Here is an 18,628-nt window from a genome sequence, read left to right as displayed (position 1 = left end):
GGTCGTCCCCGATACCGGGGGCGGGCTCCGGCGGGCACACTGGAGTCATGACGCAGCAGCACCCCTCCGACCCCTACTCGGCCGATTCCACGTACTCAGCCGACTCCTACTCCGCCGGGTCCGCCTACTCCGCAGGCCACTACTCCGACGACCCCGTCTACTCCGCAGACCCCTACTCCGCCGGGTCCGCGTACTCCTACGACTCCTACTCCGACGACCCCTACACCTCCGACCCGTACTCCGCCGGCTCCTACCCCCCGGGCTCCTACTCCGCCCGCACCGAGTCCTGGCGCACCACGCTCCCCTGCCGCTCCCGCCGTCGGCTCATCGCCGGCGTGTGCGGCGGCCTGGCCGAGCACTGGGGCGTGAGCCCCACGCTCGTGCGCCTGGCCACCCTGCTCCTGGCCCTCCTGCCGGGTCCGATGTGGCTCGTCTACGCCGCCGCCTGGATCGTCATGCCCGACGCCGACTGACTCCCCGGCGCCGCCCGCCCCGCCATCCGCCCCCGCCGTCCGGCCCGGCCGCGGCCCCGGGCCGTCCTCGCCCGCGCTCCCGCCGAACACCGCCCGCCGCGTCGTCCGGCCCGACCAGCCGCAGGCGCCGCGGGGACAGGCCGACGGCGACGTCCTGGCCCCACGTCAGCTCGCAGCGGTCGGTCTCGATTCCGTCGCCGAAGACCACGAGGCGCTCGCTCGCCACGGTGAGCACCAGCCGCTCGCCGTCGGCCAGGAGCCCGTCTGTCAGGCTCGCGCCCGTGGCGGGCGAGGGCCAGGCCTCCCGCACGAACCAGGCCAGGCGCGACTCCCCCGGCGCCGGGAGGACGCGCCCGCCCCGGTCGTGGGCGAGCGAGGCCGCCCAGCCGGTGGACCCGGCGCCCGTGGCGACGATGACCCCGGAGGAGCACTGGTGCTCCCGGCCGCCCGGCGCGCTCAGCAGGTAGCGCGCCGACTGGTGGCCGACGTCGCCCAGGAAGACCTCGTTGAGGGCGGTGAGCTCCTGGCCGTCGTCGGCCTCGGCCCGCACCATGGAGATCTCCTCGGCGCGCGGCTCCCGCCCGCGGGCGAGGTCCCGCACGAGGGCGGCGGCCCGCTCCGGGCGGGTGCGCGCGAGCGCCCCGGTCCCGCCACCGGGGTCGACGCCGACGACGAGCTGGCCGGTCAGGTACTTGGCCGCGTTGGCCACCAGCCCGTCCTGGCCGACGACGAGCACGAGGTCCTCCCGGGCGAACAGGAAGCGCGACAGGTCCGCGCGCTCGACCTCGGCCAGGGCCCACTCCCGCGGGACGGCGGCCAGGACCTGGCGGCGGGCGTCGGCCAGCGCGTCGTGCGCCGCCTGGACCCGGGCGAGGTCGCGCCCGCGGGTGCGCAGGAAGAATTCGGCCTGGCCGCGGGTGGCGTGGCGCTCGAGGAGCTCCTCGAGCTCGGTGCGCCGGGTGACGACGACGGCGCGGCGGCGGCCCGCGGGCGCCGGCGCGCTCACCGCGATCCCGCCGTCCGCGCGCCGCCATCGCTCGCCGCAGCCCTGCCGGCCCCAGCCGCCGCGCCGCCGGCTCCGCCCGCACCGACCCCGCCGGCCCCAGCCGCCGCGCCGCCGGCTCCGCCCGCACCGCTCGCGCCGACCTCTCCCGCTGCGCCGCTGTCCGCCGTGCTGGCCGCGCCGCCCCCGCTCCCGATCACGCCCGCCCCGCTCCGGCTCCCGAGCAGATCGCCCAGCAGGCCGGTGAGCAGATCGGGGGTGAGGGTGAGTTGGCCGATGCTCGGCAGGTGGCCGGCGGCCTCGCGCAGCGCCAGGGCCCGCAGGACCCCCTCGCCGAGACCGGCGTAGGCCTCCGTGCGGGCCCGCTCGGCCTCCGCCTGCGCCGCGCCCATCTGGCGGACCTCCTCGGCGCGGGCGGCGGCCTCCAGCCGGGTCCTGTCGGCCAGGCCGGTGGAGTCGACCAGGGCGGCGGCGGCGCGCTCCTCGGCCTCCCGGCGCCGGTTGGCCCCCTCCTGGGCGACGAGCGCCTCGCGCCGTCGGGCCACCTCGAGCTTGGAGGCGAGCTCGTTGACGGAGATCTGCTGCTCGCGCTCGACGGCGAGGGCGCGCCGCTCGTAGAGGGCGCGGTCGGCCTCGGTCTGGAGCTGCTCGCGCAGCGGGGTCTGGAGGGCCTTCTCAATGTCCGCCTCGGGGCGCAGGGACAGGACGCGGACGTCACAGACCTCGACGCCCACGCCGGCCAGCCGCTCCTGGCCCCGCATCCCGTCCACGAGGGCGTCGCGCACCAGGGGCAGACCGGTGGACAGGGCCTCGGGCAGATCGAGGGCGCGCAGGACGTCGACGACGAGGGACTGGGCGACCTCGCCGACGAGGTCGGCGACCTGCCGCACGCCCTGGACGCGCCCGGCGTCGTCGGTCACGGGGTGGACAGCGAGGTCGAGGCGGCGGGCGGCGGTCTCGGGGTCGGCGAAGCGGTAGGTGAGCACGGCCTGAACGGTGACATCCTGCTGGTCGCGGGTGGCGACGTGGAAGAGAACGGGGCGCTCGTGGTCGATGGCGGGCACCTCGGAGATCGCGGCGAGGGCGGGCCGGAACCAGAAGGCGAGGCCGACGCCGCAGTGGACCGTCCTCCCGCGGCGCAGGTGCACGACGTGCTCGGTGGGGGTGCCCTGGTAGCGGGCGAGGAGGAACAGGCGGCGGATGCGTCCCATGGCGGACTCCTTCGGCGGTGCGGTGAACGGCGGTGCGCAGGTGTCGGACGGCGGAGGCGGCCGGCGGGCGCGGGGACCGCGGCGCCTCATTTTCGTCAAATCGACGATATATGGACCCGACACTTCTCGTCAAGGTGACATTTAATCTAGGGTGGGGCCGTGCCCCGCATCCGACCCGGCCCTCCCGCGACAGCGCCGCCGCCCACCGCGGCCCGCCTGCCCATCGCCGTCGACGTCGTCGCCCTCACCGTCGCCGACGGCGCCCTGCGGGTCCTCCTGGTGGACCGCCTCCTCGAGCCCTACGCCGGCAGGCCCGCCCTCCCCGGCGGCTTCCTCCTCGGCGGCGAGGACGTCGCCGAGGCCGCCGTGCGCGAGCTGACCGAGGAGACCGGCGTCGCCCCGCGCGGGCACCTGGAGCAGCTGCGCACCTACGGGCCGGTGGGGCGCGACCCGCGCGGACCCGTGCTGTCGGTCGCCCACCTCCTGTTCTCCCCGGTCCTCGACCTGCCGCGCGCGGGCGGGGACGCGGCCGCGGTCCGCTGGGCGCCCGTCGGCCCCTTCCTGGAGGGGGGCGCGCACCTGGCCTTCGATCACGACCGGATCCTGGCCGACGGCGTCGAGCGGGCGCGGGCCAAGATCGAGTACTCGCCGCTGGCCACCGCCTTCTGCCCCGAGGAGTTCACCATCGCCGAGCTGCGCCGCGTCTACGAGGCGGTGTGGGGCACAAGACTGGATCCGCGCAACTTCCACCGCAAGGCCACCCGCTCCGAGGGCTTCCTCCAGGCCACCGGCCGCGTCCGCTCCGAGGGGGTGGGCCGGCCCGCGGCGCTCTTCCGGCGCCCGCCCGGCAGCGGGCCGACCGCCGCCGTGCTCCAGCCGCCGCTCCTGCGCCCCGGCGGCGATGCACCGTCGTCGGGCGCCCGACGGGCCACCGGCGCCGATCGCACCGCCCCCTCGTGAATCCGCGACGACGCCCCGTCGGGCACCGCCGGAGCGGGCCGGGCGGGGCGCTGATCGACCGGCCGGCAGCCCGTCGGGACCGGCCACGCGGTCAGCGCCCCGGCCGGTGCCTGACGGTCAGCGCCCCGGTCGGAGCCGTGCGGCGAGGGCCTTCTCGTAGGCGATGACGTCCGCCTCGGCGAAGGCGCACACGACGATCCGCATGCGGCCGGCCGGGTGCGCGGCGAGCCAGGCCCCGATCGTGTCCAGCACGAGGGGGGCCGCCTCCTCCTTGGGGTAGCCGAAGACGCCGGTGGACACCGAGCACAGGCCCACCGAGTCGAGCCCGGCGGCCTCGGCGGCGTCGAGCACGCTGCGGTAGGAGGAGGCGAGCAGGCGGCGGTGCTCCTCGCCCACCTCGCCCTCGACGACGGGCCCGACGGTGTGGATGACGTGCGCGGCCGGAAGGTGGTATCCGCCGGTGAGCAGCGCCCGCCCCGTCTCCTCCGGGCGCCCGCCCCGGGAGTCCATGTAGGCGGCGCACTCGGCGCGCAGTCCCGGGCCGGCGACGGCGTGGATGACATTGTCGATGCAGGCGTGCCCGGGCACGCGGCAGCCGAGCATGGCCGAATTGGCGGCGTTGACGATGGCGCCGGCGCGCAGCGCGGTGAGGTCGCCCCGCCACAGGGCGACCCGCTCCCCCAGCGCTCCGCCCGCGCCGCGGGTGCGCGCCAGGGTCGCCAGCTCGAGCGCGTCGGGGGCGCCGGCGGCGCGCACGCGCTCGGCCGACTCGGCGGCGAGCAGGGCGTCGAGGTCCTCGCGGGCGTCGTCGTCGCGGATCGGCCGGGGCGGGCGGATGGTGAGCAGGCCGTCGAGGAGGCGGCGCTTCTCAATGGCGGGCAGCCCGGCCAGCGCGGCGGGCGGCGGGAAGGAGGCGACGTCGCCAGCCCGGACGGCCTCGGTCGCGAAGTACTGCGTCAGGCGCGTCAGGCGGGCGACGTCGACGAGGGGGCTGGGGCTGTGCGGCACGCCCCCAGGCTATCGCCGCCGCCGTGGCCCCACGGTCGGCGGTTGCCGGTCCCACGCGCGGTCGTGATCGCCGGCCCCGGGCCCGCGATCGCGCGTCTGCTACGCCCTTTTACCTTGACTACGCTCCTTCACCCTCTGCTACGCCCCTTTTTCTCGTACACCGGAGGGTGAAGGAGCGTAGCAGAGGGAAAGGGGCGTAGCAGAGTGCTCAGGCGCGTTCAGGCGGCGCGCCGGGCTCCCCCGGCGCCGGGCGCCCGCCTTGCTGCACGACCTCGCCGCGCGGGTCGAAGACGCGGTCCCCCGGGCGACGGGCGCCTGCACCGTGGTCCCGGTCGAGCGGTCGAGCGGCGCGCCGGGCTCCCCAGGCGGCCTCCGTGATACCCCCGTCCACAGGGCCCGGACCGGATGGTGGCGGCGTCGTCGGCCCGGGGCGAGCCTGAAGGCATGCAGTATTATCCCGAGCCACCCGAACCTCCTCTTGTCCTGTTCGCCGCCGATCGGCCTCGACGAGACCTCGCCGGCCGGCGCGATCTCGTCCGCATCGCCCGCGGCGCCTTCATGGCCCTTCCGCCCCGGGGCACGCCGATCTGGCGAGTCAAGGAACTTGTGACCCTCGCCCGCTGCGAGGCGGTGCTCCGCGCCCACCCCTCCGCGCTGGCCCTCACCCACGAGACGGCCGCCGTCGTCCTGGGGCTGACCCCGATCGAGGCCGAGCCCGGTATCCGCATCGCGGTCGAGACCACCAGGTCCCGCACCACCCGCTCCCTCCCGAGTGTGGCCTGCGGCCCACCCGGCACCGCCGCTCGGCAGGTCTCACTGAGACGCTCTCTGGTGGCGCCGCGGCCGGAGGAGATCATGGTCGTGAACGGGCTGCGGGTGACGACGCCGCTGCGCACCGCCCTGGACTGCGCCTTCGATCTGCCGGTGCGCGAGTCCCTTCCCGTCGTCGACGCCGCCCTGCGCCTGGTGTGCCGGCCCGACCGCTTCAACCGCCGCTGCCGCGGTGAGACGGGTCTGGACGAGGCGCGCGCGAGGCTCATGCGGATGCTCGAGGGGCAGGGGCGCCGCAGCGGCAAGCGCCGGGCCCGGCTGGCGGTGGCGCTCGCGGACCCCTTCGCCGAGTCGCCGGGCGAGAGCGCGCTGCGGTGGGCGGTGGCCGCGGCCGGGCTGCCCGAGCCGGTGACCCAGCTGCGGTGGGTCGACGAGGACGGCCGCGAGTACTACCTGGATCTGGGATACGGGACGTTCATGATCAATCTGGAGTTCGACGGCTACGGGAAGCTGGCCACACCCGAGGACCTGCGGGCGGAGAAGCGCCGGGAGATGGCGCTGCGCCGCGGCGGCTGGGACGTGCACCGCTTCGAGTGGCGCGAACTCTTCGCGCCTGAGCGCCTGGTGCGCCGGGTGACGGGGCTCTTCCCGCCCGAGGCGGTGCGCGCGGCCAGACGCCGCCGGGACCTGTGGCTGTAATGGCGGGGGGTCTGGCGGCCGCGACGACGGGAACGGGCTCTGCTACGCCCTTTTACCTTGACTACGCTCCTTCACCCTCTGCTACGCCCCTTTTTCTCGTACACCGGAGGGTGAAGGAGCGTAGCAGAGGGAAAGGGGCGTAGCAGACGCCTCAGTGGGCTTGTTCCCGCGGGCCGCGGCGCCAGCGCCGGCGCCGGGCGTTCAGGCCCGGCCCCGGGCGCTCGGCACCGCGGCTCCGGCGCTCAGGCGCTGTAGTTCTGGGCGGACAGGAACCAGCTCTGCTGCTCCAGGCGCTGGGTGTAGTCCTCCAGGATGCCGGAGGAGGAGGGGTCGGCCTCGTCGACGGCGCCGTGGATCTCGCGCAGCGTGGTGGTCACGGCGTTGATGGCGGAGACGATGTAGTCGACGGCGTCGGCGGTGATGACGCCGGCCTCGGGGGCCTCGGGCACGGAGGTCTGCTCGGCGACGGTGGCCGGGCGCCCGTCCGGGTAGGCGTTGATGGCGCGCATGCGCTCGGCGAGCTCGTCGGAGCCCTCGCGGGCGATGTCGACGACCTCGTCGAGGTTGAGGTGCAGGTCGCGGAAGTTGGGTCCGACGACGTTCCAGTGGACCTGCTTGCCCACCAGGCTGAGAGCAGTGATGTCGACCAGGGCGCGCTGGAGGTCGGCGGCCAGCTCGGTGGAGGCGGTGAAAGCAGGGGTCACAGGGGCGTTCTTGACGGTCTTGGTGCTCATGGCCATCACCATACGATTCCCTCCCGCCGATGGCCACGGCCTATCGCCCTGAGGAAACAGATCGACGACGGCGCGGCCGGGCCCGCGCCGGCCGTCCCCCACGGGGGACAGATCGCGCCCTCCCGGTGCGCGGGACCGGGAGGGCGGGCTGTCATGGATCCATGAGCACCTCAACGAACACTGCAGTATTCCCGCAGTGGCCTGCGCCGGGACGACCCGCGCCCGCCTCCGCCCCGACCGTCCCGGCCGCCTCGACCGCTTCCCCGGCCGCCCGCCCCGCCCCGGCGCAGGCCCCCGGACGCCCCCGGAGCCACCGCACCGACGACCTGGTCGTCACCACCGACGGCCTGACGAAGACCTACGGCGACTTCCACGCCGTCGACCACCTGAACCTGCGGGTCCCGCGCGGCGGCATCTACGGATTCCTGGGCCCCAACGGCGCGGGCAAGTCCACCACCATGAAGCTCCTGCTGGGCCTGACCCGCCCCACCTCCGGCACCATGAGCGTGCTGGGCCACCCGGTGAGCCCCCGCTCGCCGCTGCCGGCCGGCGCCATCGGCTCCCTCATCGAGGGCCCCTCCTACTACCCCAGGCTCACCGGCCCGGAGAACCTCGACATGATCGCCGACTACCTCGGCCTGCCCCGCATCCGCGTGCAGCACGCCCTGGCCACGGTCGCGCTGACCGGCCAGGACGAGAAACTGGTCAAGGACTACTCCCTGGGCATGAAGCAGCGCCTGGGACTGGCCATGGCGCTGCTGGCCGACCCGCCGCTCATGCTCCTGGACGAGCCCACCAACGGCCTGGACCCGGCCGGCGTCGCCGAGATCCGCGAGCTCATCGTGGCCCTGGCCCGCCAGGAGGGCGTGACCGTCATCGTCTCCTCCCACATCCTCAGCGAGATCGAGCAGATGGCCGACGTCGTGGGCATCATCTGCGCCGGGAGCCTGCGCTACCAGGGTCCGCTGTCCGGCCTCCAGGACGAGGGCGTCATCGACTTCACCGTCTCCGACCCGGCGGGAGCGACCGCCCTGTTCGACGAGCAGCGGATCGCCCACCGGGTCCGCGGCCGGACGGTGCGCATCCCCATGCTGCCCGACGAGGCGGTAGGCGATCTGGTGACCCGCATTGTGCGCGCGGGCGGCACGGTCTTCCGGGTGCAGACGGTCCGCAAGACCCTGGAGCAGGCCTTCCTGGAGCTGACCGACCCGCTCGGCCACCAGCACCGGCCCGGCCCGGCCGCGGACGCCGCCCCCCTCACGACCGGGCGGGGGGCGCAGCGATGAGCGCCCTCGGCATGGAGCTTCGCAAGATCAAGCGGCGCCGCTTCTGGCTCATGGCCGCGGGCGCCGCCGGTCTGGAACTGGCCTGGGTCATGGCCGCCACCGGCAAGCGCGCCGGAAGCGCGGCCGAGCAGCGCCTGCTGGGGCTGAGCCTCAACGAGAGCATGAGCCTGTGCGCCCTGGTGATGCCCTTCGTCGCGGCGGTGCTGGCCTCCCGCCTGGCGACGGTGGACACCGAAGAGCGGATGGGCCAGCTGCTCACCGCCCTGGGGCAGCGCGGGGCCGCCCGCTTCGACGCGAAGCTGGCCCTGGGATCTTTCGTCGTCGCGCTCGGGCAGGCGTCGTTCCTGGCGTTCATCGCCCTGGCCGGCCCCGGCATGGGGCTGCGCACGACGGCGGCCTACCAGGACTCGCTCTGGCCGGCCCTCGTGGTGATGCTCGCCGCCTCCGTCGCGGCGACGGCGGTCCAGCTGGCCCTGGCGATCTGCGTCGACAAGCAGGCGGTCGGGCTGGCCGCGGGCGCGCTGGCGGGGGTGCTGTGCTCGGGGCTGCCCGCCGCGCACCTGGAGACCCTGGGCTGGCTGTTCCCCTGGGGCGTGGTCGTCGCCGGCAATCCCATCTCCAGCCTGGCCTCCTTCCGAGCGCACGTCCCCGTCGTGGTCGCCCACCCGTGGGCGGGCGCCCTGTTCGCCGTCATCGCCGCCGCCGTCTGGGTCGCGGTGGCCAGACTCGCCGTCGTCCACAAGGAGAACCACCGATGAGCACCTCGACACGCCTTTCCCTGCCCGCCGCCCCGGCGCGCCCGCCGGCGCGCACTGAGCGGCCCCCGCGCCCCCGGCCCGCCGGGCCGTCGGTGCGAGCGGCCTGGGCGTGGGAGAACCGCAAGGCCTCCAACCGCTGGTACTGGGCGGCGCTGGCGGCGCTGTGCGCCCTCGGGATGGCGGGCGGTTGGTCCCAGTACACCTCGTTCCGCGCCGAATTCGAAGCCCAGGGGGCGACGTGGCTCGCCGTGTGGAGTCAGGCGACGCTCCTGCCGACCATGCTGTTCATACCCATGCTCGTGGGGGCGCTCACCGCGCAGACCGCCGCCGGCGAGCACCAGGGGCGCAACTGGCAGCGCATGAACGCCAACCGCCTGCAGGGCGCCATGGTCGCGGGCAAGCTCCTCCACATGGCGCAGACCGCGCTGCTCACCGCGCTGGTGCTCCTGGGGGAGTTCATCGCCACCGGGCTGCTGCTCGGCTTCGACCCGGCTGAGCTCGGCCCCTACGCGGCCAGGCTCGTCCCCATCGCCCTGTCGGTCCTGGCCATCGAGGTGTTCGTCGCCTGGCTCGGCGTCGTCATGACCTCGTTCGCCTCGGTCATGACCACCGTGCTGGTGGCAACCGTCGCCGGCTGCGCCGCGACGCTGATCGTCCCCGCGGTCTCGGTCCTCTACCCGCTGTCGCTCATGACCGCGGCCTGCGCCCCCCGCGACCCCGGTAGCATCGACTCCATGGGGTCCATCGCGCTCACCTCCGCCATCGCCGCCGCCTGGGCCCTGGCGTGGACGATAGCGCTGCGGCGCGCCGCCAGCCGGGTCTCATGAGCGCGGCGCCCCCACGCGGCCCGCGACTCGCGGGGCCGCAGCCCGCGGCCCCGCGCGAATCCGCGAGCGCACCGACGCCGCCCCCGCGCGGCCCGCAGCCCGCGGCCCCGCGGGTGCCGCGCACCCCCCTGGACCGGCTCGCCGCCCGGTGGCGCGCGTCCGCCGCGACGCTGTGGGCCGTGGCGACCGTCATGGGCCTGTTCGAGCTGCTCATCGCGGGCCGGGTCCTGATCATCCACCCCCGGGCCGACATCCGACCGCTGCTGGGGCTCGCCCTGCTCGTCGCCGCGGCCCTGCTCGGCAGGCGCCGCCGGCCGCTCGCGGTCGTCATCCTCACCGGCCTGATCTGCGCGGGCGTGAGCCTGTGGGGGCCGCAGGACGCGACCTTCTCGATCCCCCCGCTGGTGGCCCTCTACTCCCTGTTCGCCGTTGCGGGGACGGCCCAGCGCATTATCGGCCTGCTCGCGGTCTTCGGCTGCTGGACCCTCCCCCTGGTCGTGATCGGCCCCGTGCGGCCCCTCATCGGCTGGATCACGCCGGAGATCCTCCTGCTCGCCGTCGTCGTCACCGCGGCGGCGATCTCCCGGTCCCGCCGGGAGGCCCTGGAGCACGGCGACGCCCTGCTCGCCGCCCAGGCCGCCGAGCACCGGCTCATGGCGCAGCGCGACGCCGCCCGCCGCCAGGCGCGCGTGGCCGGCGAGCTCCACGACTCCGTGGGGCACTCCCTGACCGCCATCATCGCCCTGACCGAGGGCCTGGCGGGCGCCGCCGACGACCCCGAACTCGACGAGGCCATCGCCACCGTCAACGCCCTCGCCCGCGACGGCCTGGCCGACACCCGCAGCGCCGTCAACGCCCTCCAGCCCTGCCCCGGGCCGGACGATCCGGACGACGACGCCGGCCCCGCCGCCGTCAACGCCGTCGGCGCCGCCGACGGGAACCCGCCCGCGGAGCCCGGCCGCGCCCACGGCTGGGACGACCTGACCGCCGTCCTGGACACCACCCGGCGCACCGGGCTCGCCGTCGCCCTGACCGAGACCGGGCCGCGCCCGCAGGACCCCGGCATCGCCGACGCCGTCTTCACGCTCGTGCGCGAGGCCCTGACCAATGTCATGCGCCACGCCGACGGCGCCACCCGGGTCACGGTGGCGCTCGATCACTCCCCCGGCCGCACCGCGGTCACCGTCGTCGACGACGGCGCCGCCCGGCCCGTCGCGAGCGGGATGCGGGACGGCGCGCCCCGCCCGCGGGCCGATCCGGACGACGGCTCGGACGGAACCGGCCCGGACGATAGCCCGGGCAGAACCGGCCGGGCGGGGGTGCCCGCGAGCGCCCCGGCCCGCGTTCACGCCCGCGGTCACGGCCTGGCCGGGCTCGCCGCGTTCGCGGCCGCCCGCGGCGGCGCGCTCGTGGCCGGTCCGACGGACGCCGGCTGGCGCCTGCACGCGACCATAGCCCGCGGGGGGCGGCCATGACCGATCCGATCATCACCGTCATGGTCGTCGACGACCAGAGGCCGACCCGCATGGGCCTGACCCTCATGATCCACAAGGCCGAGGACCTGCGCGTGATCGCCCAGGCGGCTCACGGCCGCGACGCCCTGGACCAGCTCGCCGGCATGGCCGCGCGGGGCGAGCGCCTGCCCGACGTCGTGCTCATGGACATCCGCATGCCCGTCCTCAACGGCATCGACGCCACCGCCGTCCTCACCCGCCGCCACCCGGCGATCAGGACGCTCGTGCTGACCACCTACGACCAGGACGACTACGCCTTCGGCGCCCTGGGGGCCGGCGCCTCGGGGTTCCTCCTCAAGGACACTCGCAGCGCCGAGCTGCACCAGGCGATCCGGGCGGTGGCGGCGGGCGACGCCATTCTCACCCCGCGCATCACCCGGCAGATGCTCAACCAGCACATGACCCGCCGGGCGGTCACGCCCGAGCAGCGCGATGCGCGGCAGCGCCTGGGGGCCCTCAGCCCCAGGGAGCGGGAGGTGGCCGGACTGGTCGCGCAGGGGCTGACGAACGCGGAGATCGCCGGGCGCCTGTTCATCCAGCCCGATTCGGTCAAGAAGTCGGTCACCCGGATCCTGGGCAAGCTGGGGCTGCGCGACCGCGTCCAGCTCGTCATCATCCTGCGCGACGCGCCCGACGCCCTGGTGTGAGGCGGAGCGCCGCCGCGCCGGGAGGGCCCGCGCACCGCCGCCGGTCCGCGCCCGACCGCCGCGGCCGTGCGACTGCGGCCCGCGCCCGCGTCTCGGCTCAGGCCTCCTGCGCGCCGCCGGCCTGCGCCTGCTGCTCGGCGACCTTGGCCTTGACCTCGTCCATGTCGAGCTCGCGGACCTGGGCGATGAGGGAGTCGAGGGCCTTGGCGGGCAGGGCGCCGGCGTCGCGGTAGACCAGGACGTTGTCGCGGAAGACCATGAGGGTCGGGATGGAGGTGACGCCGAGCGCGGAGGCCAGGCCCTGCTCGGCCTCGGTGTCGACCTTGGCGAAGGTGATGTCCGGGTTGGCCTCGGAGGCCTTCTCGTAGACGGGCCCGAATCGCGTGCACGGGCCGCACCAGGAGGCCCAGAAGTCGACGAGGGTGATGCCCTCGCCGCGGACGGTGGAGTTGAACTGCTCGCCGGTGATGTTGATGGTGGCCATGGGGGTTCCTTCCGGGACTCGTGTACCGGCAGGCGCAACGGGGTCCGGGCCCGGTGTATTCCGACGGCTTCCGACGGCGCCGCCCCGTCCTGCGCCGGGAGCGCCCGGCGGCGGCCCGGTGGAGCCCGGTGGAGCCCGGCGGCGGCCCGGGTCCAGTGCACTCCGGGGCGTTCCGGGGCGCGCCGCCCACCGGCGGCCCGCCGAGTCGCGGCGCCGCGGGTTCGCGCCCGTCGGACGCTACAGTGGCCCGATGCGATCAGCCGGTTCGACGAAGAAGCCCCGCTCCTCCTCGCCCCAGGCCCTGGAGCCCCTGCGCTGGTGGCACCTGCTGCTCGGCCTGCCGGCCGTGGCCCTCTACATGCTCGGCAACGCCCTGGCGGGACTGGGGCTCGTGGACTCCCCGTGGCCGGGGCGGGCCCTGTACGCGATCGCCGCGGTCATCCTCGTGTCCATCATCCGGACCTCCTGGAAGTCGTTTAGGGCGCGGGGGTGGCGGGCCGCGCTCGACGTCCTGCTCGCCTTCGTCCTGGCCTTCGCCCTCAACGCCTTCGTGTGGCCGGCGATCGTGCAGATCCTGGGTCTGCCCAGCGCGAACACCAACCAGGAGATGGTCAGGGCCCTGGTTCTCCGGGCGCCGGTCCTCATGGGTCTGATGGTCGTGGTCGCCGGTCCCGCGGCGGAGGAGGTGCTCTACCGCTTCGTGCTGCTGCGCTCCCTGCTGAAGGTCAATTCGCCTCTGGCGCACGCGGTCGCGGCGCTCGCCTTCGGCTTCCAGCACGTGGCGGTGGCGGTGCTGGTGAACCATGACACCGCCCAGCTGTGGAACATCGTCCCCTACGCGGCGTTCGGCCTCATCCAGTCCGTGCTCTACGTCCGCGGGCGCAGTCTCATCGGGCCGATCCTGGTCCACGTCCTGGTCAACGGCCTGGGCCTGGCGATCGTGCTGGCGGGCTCGGCCGCCTGAGATGTACTCGTTCACGAGCATCTCCTGCGCTCGATGTTCGGGAAGCGCCCACCGGATCGAACGTCCTGGAAGTCCTGCTCTCCTGAGGCGGCGGGAGGCTCAGGGACCGGCGCCGCCCCGCGAGATCGTCGCACGACCCGCGAGCACGCCGGGCAACCCGCGAGAACGCGCCCCTGGCGGACGTTCTCGCGGGTCGTGCGGCGATCTCGGCGGTTACCCGGCGATCTCGGCGGCCAGCAGCTCGGCGAGCTCGATGGCGTTGAGGGCCGCGCCCTTGCGCAGGTTGTCGCCCACGGCGAAGAAAGCGATGCCGTGGCCGGGCGCCCAGGCCCGGTCGGCGCGCACGCGCCCCACGAAGGTGCCGTCGCGCCCGGCGGCCTTGAGCGGGCTGGGCACGTCGTCGTAGGTGACGCCGGGGGCCACCCGCAGCAGCTCGCGGGCGCGCTCGGGGCTGATCGGGCGGGCGAACTCCGCCGACACGCTCACGCCGTGGCCGGAGAAGACGGGGATGCGCACGCAGGTGCCCGAGACGAGCAGGTCCGGGATCTGAAGGATCTTGCGCGACTCGTTGCGCAGCTTCTGCTCCTCGTCGGTCTCCCCCGAGCCGTCGCCGGCATCGTTCCCGGCCCAGGCCACGGCGTTGAAGGCGATGGTGTCGACGTACACGCCAGGATCCGGGAAGTCCACGGCCCGCCCGTCCAGGGCCAGGGCCTCCAGCTCCTGGGCGACGGCGGCCCGCACCTGCCCGGCGAGCTCGGTCACCCCGGCGCGGCCGGAGCCGGAGACCGCCTGGTAGGTCGAGGCGATGAACCGGACGAGCCCGGCCTCCTCGTGCAGCGCCTTGAGGGCCGGCATGACCGCCATGGTGGTGCAGTTCGGGTTGGCGATGATGCCCTTGGGGCGCTCGCGCAGGGCGTGGGCGTTGACCTCGGAGACCACGAGGGGAACGTCGGGATCCCGCCTCCAGGCCGAGGAGTTGTCGACGACGACGGCGCCGGCGGCCGCGAAGCGGGGGGCGTACTGGCGCGAGGTCGCCCCGCCGGCGGAGAAGACGGCGATGTCGATGCCGTCCAGATCGGCGGCGGCGAGGTCCTCGACCTCGACCCGGGCGCCGCGGAACTCCAGCATCGTCCCGGCGGAGCGGGCCGAGGAGAAGAACCGCACGGCGCGGGCGGGGAAGCCGCGCTCCTCGAGCAGGGCGCGCATGACGCGGCCCACCTGGCCGGTGGCGCCCACCACGGCCACGCTCACGCCGTCGGCGGGGCCGACGTACTCGTTGACGGGCCTGCTGCTGGTCCGGGTGTCGCTCATCGTCCGGTCCCTCCGTAGACGACCGCCTCGGCGGTCTGGGCGTCGAGGCCGAAGGCGGAGTGGACGGCGCGCACGGCCTCGTCGAGCACGGCGTCGTCGACCACCACCGAGATGCGGATCTCGGAGGTGGAGATCATGTGGATATTGATCCCGGCCTGGCTCAGGGCGTTGAAGAGCTTGGCGGACACCCCCGGGTGGGAACGCATGCCGGCGCCCACCAGGGAGAGCTTGCCGATGTCGGGGTTGAAGTGGAGGGAGCGGAAGCCCAGGTCCTGCCGGGCGGCCTCCAGGGCCTTGAGCGCGGCGGAGGAGGAGCCGTCGGGGCAGGTGAAGGAGATGTTCGTCAGTCCCGTGCCCTCGGCGGAGACGTCCTGGACGATCATGTCGATATTGGTGTCGGTGCCGGCGACGATCGCGAAGATGCGGGCGGCCGCGCCGGGCACGTCGGGCACGCCCACGAGCGTGATCTTGTCCTGGCTGCGGTCGTGCGCGATGCCGGAGATGACGGGGGCTTCCACGTGGTCCTCCTTGGCGGACGGGCGGCGGCGGGCGGTGGCCCGGGCCCTGATGGCGTGAGAGTGGGTGGCGCCGACGTGCGCGGCGTCGGGGGCGGGCGCGCCGTCGGGGACGACGACGCGGCCGGTGACGCCGTCGAGCCGGGGCTCCCGGGCGGTGGCGGGCGGGGCGGGCGCGTCGTCGGCGGAGGGGATCCGGGCCGGGGCGCCCCCGACGGCGGGGGCGGGGATCCGGGCCGGGGCGCTCCCGGCGACGCCGGCACCGGCGGTATCGACGGCGTCGGCCCCCCCGGCGTCGGCTCCCCCGACGGCGTCGGCGGAGGGGGCGCTGGCCGGGGAGGCGGCGGGCCCGACGATGACCGGCGGGACGAAGGCGCCGGCGCGGCGGCCGTCGTAGATCCAGGTGCCGGTCTTGTCGGAGAAGGAGGAGCGCACGTGCAGCGGCACCCCGAAGCGGCGGGCGTACTCCACCGCGCGCAGGTGGAGGATCTTGGCGCCGTTGGCGGCCATCTCCAGGGTCTCCTCGCTGGTGAGGGACTCGATGCGCCGGGCGGTGGGGACGATGCGCGGGTCGGCGGTGAACAGGCCGTCGACGTCCGTGTAGATCTCGCACACGTCGGCGTTGAGGGCGGCGGCCAGCGCCACGGCGGTGGTGTCGGAGCCGCCGCGGCCCAGCGTGGTGACGTCCTCGACCTCGTTGATGCCCTGGAAGCCGGCGACGACGGCGACGGCCCCCATCTGGATGGTGCGGGCGATGCGCTCGGGGATGACGCCGACGATGGAGGCGCGCCCGTACCTGGAGTCGGTCAGGACCCCGGCCTGGGCGCCGGTGTAGGCGCGGGCGGGCACGCCCAGCTCGCCCACGGCCATGGCCAGCAGGGCCATGGAGATGCGCTCGCCGGCGGACAGGAGGATGTCCATCTCGCGGGCGGGCGGGTCGTGGGTCAGGGCGTCGGCCATGTCGAGCAGGTCGTCGGTGGTGTCGCCCATGGCGGAGACGACGACGACGACGGTGTTGCCCGCCCTGCGCGTGGCGGCGACGCGCCTGGCGACGCGCCGCATCGCCTCGATGTCGGCGACGGACGAACCGCCGTACTTCTGCACGACCAGTGCCATGGTGCTCCTCTTGGGTCCTTCCGCGCTGTCACCGCGGGCCGTGGACCGGCATGGGCCGCCGACGCGTCGGGGCGGGAAGCGGCCCACGACGGCGTGGCTACTTCGCCAGCATAGGACATGTCCGGCGGGCGGGCGCGCGAAGGGCCCCGGTCCGAGCCCAGCCCGAGAAGGCCCCGCCCGTTCACCGCCGACGTCGCAGGCGGGGCCGCGCCGACAACCTGGACGCGTCGGGGCGGGCCTTCGTCACCGCCGACGTCGCAGGCGGGGCTGCGCCGAGCCCCCGGCTTCGAGACGACGAGGCCGGTGCCGGTGCGCGCTCCGCCGCGGGCCGCTATTGAACGGGCCGGTGCGCGCCCCGCGCCCCATCCGCCCGGCGCACGGTCCAGGGGACGACGGCGGCGCCGCATCCGGAAGGTTATTCGGCGGGTTCGTGGCGGCGTTCTCCTTGGACCATTCATGTGCGGTTGGACCACGGTGGTCCAGCCGTCGTTCTCGAGGGTGAAACGCGCATCTCGACGCCCGAGGCGCAGCGGCGTCGGGCGCCGCGGTCCGCGAGATCGTCACTTGACCCGCGAGCACGTCACTCTGGCAGACGTGCTCGCGGGTCAAGTGACGTGCTCGCGGGTTGAGTGACGTGCTCGCGAGCCGGCCGCGTCACGACATGCGAGACGCCGTCCCACCATGCAAGACGACCAGCAGGGGCGGAGCGGGGCAGGGCGGGGAGCCGTCCCGACGACCGGACCGCCACCGCGACCTTCACGCTCCACGTCTTCAAAACCGCCCCTGAATAACCTTCCCGGATGGGAGTAATCCTTCGCCTCGATGAGCCACAGGTCGCCGTCGTGCAGCGCGACGACGTCGAACCCGTGAGACGCCCGGCCCAGCGGATCGACGATCCGGCTCATGACGGACCGGAAGTAGGACCATTCATCGAACTTGGACGCCTCCCAGTCATCGGGGAAGCGGAAGACGGCGCCATCCACGTCCAGCTCGGGCATATCCCGTCACCCGCGCAGATAGCGGGCGCTCTGCTCGATCTCGGCCTCGAGCGCCGTGATCACGTCCAGGTCGTTGATGTCATCCACGTCCTGCACTGAGACCTCGCCCGAATCACTGCGGCCCATGCCGATGAACCTGATATCCGCGTCACCGGCTTCATCGAGCATCTGCAGTTCGCGCAGCAGGAACAGGCTGTGCGTCGCCAGGAAGACCTGCGTGCCACGGGAGGCGAGCCCCGCGAGCGCGAGCGCGAGCGCCCTGATGGACGCCGGATTGAGATTGGCCTCCGGTTCGTCCCATAACAGGTACCCCTGCCCGCGGAGCGTCCCGTTGGCGACGAGCACCGAGATCATCCCGAGCTTCCGCAGCCCCTCGGAGACCAGCGGCCCCTCATAATTCACGCCATCGTCACGTTTGAGCACGAAACGGCCGTCCCCACTGTCCTCGATGGATCCCCCGAGCAACTTCCGAATGGGCGCCATGATATTCTCCGTCCCGGCTCCCGGATCCCCTTTGATCGCCGGTCGGGCGAGGAGCTCCGCCGTATCCCTCCAGGTCTCGTCGAAGGAGACGTCGTAGCCGTCGTAGAGGGCGGCAAGTCCCGGGACGACGGCGAGCAGCTCGTGCGAGGGCAGGAAGACCGGGGTCTCGTCGATCCCGGCCCTCGGGAACGCCTTCACCTGGACCTCGGACCGGGCGTTAGAGGCGAAATCGAATGCGACCGGCTCGTCGATGCCCTCGAACGCGAGGAGGACCTCCGCGCGGGATCGCCGCCGCGCCCGGGTCACCAGGCGCCCGAGGAAGTCGGGCTTGAAAACGCCCACCAGTTTGCTCGCAATGGCCGTGCGCTGAGAGGCCCGGGTGGAGACGTCCCGGGATCGCGCTGACTTCGATGAGGCCACCGCCGTGCAGGCGTACAGGAGTCTCAACAACTGCGATTTCCCCGCGTCGTTGTCGCCCACAACCACATTGATGCCGCTAGATCCGCCTCGGACAGCGGACCGAATCGTCTCACCTCGAGCCTTCTCAGTGGATGAGTCGCCATGTCGGGGAGTCTACACTCCCAGCCGGGGTCGGCCCCGCGCACGTCGTGGCCGGCCTCGGCGTCGACCAGATCCTGCAGCCCGGCCTGGAGCAGGCGGCGGAAGACGTCATCGTGAGCCAGATCCGGGTCGGCAAGGACTTCCCGGATCAGCGTGGACACGGCAGACTGGTTCGTGGCGGGCATCGTGGGTGCACTCCTTGTGAATCTGGCTGAGGAACAGGGCTCCCACGATGCCCGCCGCCCGTGCCGACGACCCCGGGCGGAAGCCCCGCGGGAATTGCCACCACACTAAGAGACGCACCC

Annotated in this window: 19 protein-coding genes; 9 read left to right on the top strand and 10 right to left on the bottom strand. The window is 74.2% G+C overall.

Annotated features, from left to right (window positions below):
- Positions 1-47 precede the first annotated feature (47 nt).
- Positions 48-473 (top strand): PspC domain-containing protein, encoded by a 426-nt coding sequence (locus G446_RS20860; RefSeq protein ID WP_034469035.1) that lies wholly within the window; start codon positions 48-50, stop codon positions 471-473.
- Here the strand turns inward: G446_RS20860 and G446_RS15825 are convergent.
- Complete coding sequence (locus G446_RS15825; protein WP_245574578.1) at positions 454-1,479, bottom strand: NAD(+)/NADH kinase; 1,026 nt, start codon at positions 1,477-1,479, stop codon at positions 454-456. The genes G446_RS20860 and G446_RS15825 overlap by 20 nt on opposite strands.
- Complete coding sequence (locus G446_RS15820; protein ID WP_156916510.1) at positions 1,476-2,687, bottom strand: SPFH domain-containing protein; 1,212 nt, start codon at positions 2,685-2,687, stop codon at positions 1,476-1,478. The genes G446_RS15825 and G446_RS15820 overlap by 4 nt, the downstream gene beginning before the upstream one ends.
- Before the next feature lie 159 nt (positions 2,688-2,846).
- On the opposite strand from G446_RS15820, the gene G446_RS0104005 reads away from it, so the two are divergent.
- Positions 2,847-3,647, top strand: coding sequence for an NUDIX hydrolase (locus tag G446_RS0104005; protein ID WP_051285630.1), 801 nt, complete (start codon positions 2,847-2,849; stop codon positions 3,645-3,647).
- A 117-nt stretch (positions 3,648-3,764) separates the two neighbouring features.
- Here G446_RS0104005 and G446_RS0104000 read toward each other — a convergent pair whose 3' ends face one another.
- Positions 3,765-4,655 carry a macro domain-containing protein gene (locus G446_RS0104000; protein ID WP_026409174.1) on the bottom strand — a complete coding sequence of 297 codons (891 nt, stop codon included), beginning with the start codon at positions 4,653-4,655 and terminating at the stop codon, positions 3,765-3,767.
- Positions 4,656-5,261: 606 nt separating this feature from the next.
- On the opposite strand from G446_RS0104000, the gene G446_RS20550 reads away from it, so the two are divergent.
- Positions 5,262-6,125 (top strand): type IV toxin-antitoxin system AbiEi family antitoxin, encoded by an 864-nt coding sequence (locus tag G446_RS20550; protein ID WP_051285629.1) that lies wholly within the window; start codon positions 5,262-5,264, stop codon positions 6,123-6,125.
- A 242-nt stretch (positions 6,126-6,367) separates the two neighbouring features.
- Here G446_RS20550 and G446_RS0103990 read toward each other — a convergent pair whose 3' ends face one another.
- A complete protein-coding gene (locus G446_RS0103990) occupies positions 6,368-6,859 on the bottom strand; it encodes a Dps family protein (protein ID WP_026409173.1) in 492 nt (163 codons plus the stop codon).
- Positions 6,860-7,020: 161 nt separating this feature from the next.
- Between G446_RS0103990 and G446_RS15810 the strand changes: the two genes are divergently transcribed.
- From G446_RS15810 to G446_RS0103965, 5 genes are all read left to right on the top strand, one after another.
- Entirely contained in the window at positions 7,021-8,145 is a 1,125-nt protein-coding gene (locus tag G446_RS15810; protein WP_084778966.1) for an ABC transporter ATP-binding protein, read from the top strand.
- Between the two features lie 11 nt (positions 8,146-8,156).
- Entirely contained in the window at positions 8,157-8,903 is a 747-nt protein-coding gene (locus tag G446_RS0103980; RefSeq protein ID WP_051285628.1) for an ABC transporter permease, read from the top strand.
- Positions 8,900-9,730: an ABC-2 transporter permease family protein gene (locus tag G446_RS0103975; RefSeq protein ID WP_026409171.1), complete on the top strand. Its 831-nt coding sequence runs from the start codon at positions 8,900-8,902 to the stop codon at positions 9,728-9,730. The genes G446_RS0103980 and G446_RS0103975 overlap by 4 nt, the downstream gene beginning before the upstream one ends.
- 113 nt (positions 9,731-9,843) lie before the next feature.
- On the top strand, positions 9,844-11,205 hold the full coding sequence (locus G446_RS15805; RefSeq protein ID WP_034469030.1) for a sensor histidine kinase: 1,362 nt from the start codon (positions 9,844-9,846) through the stop codon (positions 11,203-11,205).
- The gene (locus G446_RS0103965) at positions 11,202-11,891 is read left to right on the top strand and encodes a response regulator transcription factor (protein ID WP_026409170.1); all 690 of its coding nucleotides are present in this window, start codon (positions 11,202-11,204) and stop codon (positions 11,889-11,891) included. The genes G446_RS15805 and G446_RS0103965 overlap by 4 nt, the downstream gene beginning before the upstream one ends.
- Before the next feature lie 97 nt (positions 11,892-11,988).
- On the opposite strand, the gene G446_RS0103960 is transcribed toward G446_RS0103965, so the two are convergent.
- Positions 11,989-12,375 carry a thioredoxin family protein gene (locus tag G446_RS0103960; protein WP_026409169.1) on the bottom strand — a complete coding sequence of 129 codons (387 nt, stop codon included), beginning with the start codon at positions 12,373-12,375 and terminating at the stop codon, positions 11,989-11,991.
- Between the two features lie 250 nt (positions 12,376-12,625).
- On the opposite strand from G446_RS0103960, the gene G446_RS0103955 reads away from it, so the two are divergent.
- A complete protein-coding gene (locus G446_RS0103955; protein WP_026409168.1) occupies positions 12,626-13,339 on the top strand; it encodes a CPBP family intramembrane glutamic endopeptidase in 714 nt (237 codons plus the stop codon).
- A gap of 213 nt (positions 13,340-13,552) precedes the next feature.
- On the opposite strand, the gene G446_RS0103950 is transcribed toward G446_RS0103955, so the two are convergent.
- The 5 genes from G446_RS0103950 to G446_RS15790 all read right to left on the bottom strand — a co-directional run bounded on the left by G446_RS0103950 (position 13,553) and on the right by G446_RS15790 (position 18,508).
- Positions 13,553-14,650, bottom strand: a complete 1,098-nt coding sequence (locus G446_RS0103950; RefSeq protein WP_026409167.1) for an aspartate-semialdehyde dehydrogenase — start codon at positions 14,648-14,650, stop codon at positions 13,553-13,555.
- Positions 14,647-16,281 carry an aspartate kinase gene (locus G446_RS19120; protein WP_026409166.1) on the bottom strand — a complete coding sequence of 545 codons (1,635 nt, stop codon included), beginning with the start codon at positions 16,279-16,281 and terminating at the stop codon, positions 14,647-14,649. The genes G446_RS0103950 and G446_RS19120 overlap by 4 nt, the downstream gene beginning before the upstream one ends.
- A 605-nt stretch (positions 16,282-16,886) precedes the next feature.
- Positions 16,887-17,279, bottom strand: a complete 393-nt coding sequence (locus G446_RS18605) for a hypothetical protein (protein WP_026409165.1) — start codon at positions 17,277-17,279, stop codon at positions 16,887-16,889.
- A gap of 6 nt (positions 17,280-17,285) precedes the next feature.
- Positions 17,286-18,242 carry an AAA family ATPase gene (locus G446_RS15795; RefSeq protein WP_034469028.1) on the bottom strand — a complete coding sequence of 319 codons (957 nt, stop codon included), beginning with the start codon at positions 18,240-18,242 and terminating at the stop codon, positions 17,286-17,288.
- Entirely contained in the window at positions 18,206-18,508 is a 303-nt protein-coding gene (locus G446_RS15790; protein WP_034469026.1) for a hypothetical protein, read from the bottom strand. Before G446_RS15790 ends, G446_RS15795 begins: the two co-directional genes overlap by 37 nt.
- Between the last annotated feature and the right edge of the window lie 120 nt (positions 18,509-18,628).

This window comes from Actinomyces dentalis DSM 19115 (genome assembly GCF_000429225.1).
GTDB lineage: Bacteria > Actinomycetota > Actinomycetes > Actinomycetales > Actinomycetaceae > Actinomyces > Actinomyces dentalis.
Note: the sequence above shows the minus strand (reverse complement) of the source record. Positions and strands in the feature narration are given on the sequence as shown.

Coding starts and splice junctions, on each gene's coding strand:
- G446_RS0103950 (WP_026409167.1), bottom strand. CDS start 14,650: ATGAGCGACACCCGGACCAGCAGCAGGCCCGTCAACGAGTACGTCGGC.
- G446_RS15810 (WP_084778966.1), top strand. CDS start 7,021: ATGAGCACCTCAACGAACACTGCAGTATTCCCGCAGTGGCCTGCGCCG.
- G446_RS20860 (WP_034469035.1), top strand. CDS start 48: ATGACGCAGCAGCACCCCTCCGACCCCTACTCGGCCGATTCCACGTAC.
- G446_RS0103980 (WP_051285628.1), top strand. CDS start 8,157: ATGGAGCTTCGCAAGATCAAGCGGCGCCGCTTCTGGCTCATGGCCGCG.
- G446_RS19120 (WP_026409166.1), bottom strand. CDS start 16,281: ATGGCACTGGTCGTGCAGAAGTACGGCGGTTCGTCCGTCGCCGACATC.
- G446_RS0103990 (WP_026409173.1), bottom strand. CDS start 6,859: ATGAGCACCAAGACCGTCAAGAACGCCCCTGTGACCCCTGCTTTCACC.
- G446_RS18605 (WP_026409165.1), bottom strand. CDS start 17,279: ATGCCCGAGCTGGACGTGGATGGCGCCGTCTTCCGCTTCCCCGATGAC.
- G446_RS0103965 (WP_026409170.1), top strand. CDS start 11,202: ATGACCGATCCGATCATCACCGTCATGGTCGTCGACGACCAGAGGCCG.
- G446_RS0103960 (WP_026409169.1), bottom strand. CDS start 12,375: ATGGCCACCATCAACATCACCGGCGAGCAGTTCAACTCCACCGTCCGC.
- G446_RS15820 (WP_156916510.1), bottom strand. CDS start 2,687: ATGGGACGCATCCGCCGCCTGTTCCTCCTCGCCCGCTACCAGGGCACC.
- G446_RS0103955 (WP_026409168.1), top strand. CDS start 12,626: ATGCGATCAGCCGGTTCGACGAAGAAGCCCCGCTCCTCCTCGCCCCAG.
- G446_RS0103975 (WP_026409171.1), top strand. CDS start 8,900: ATGAGCACCTCGACACGCCTTTCCCTGCCCGCCGCCCCGGCGCGCCCG.
- G446_RS15790 (WP_034469026.1), bottom strand. CDS start 18,508: ATGCCCGCCACGAACCAGTCTGCCGTGTCCACGCTGATCCGGGAAGTC.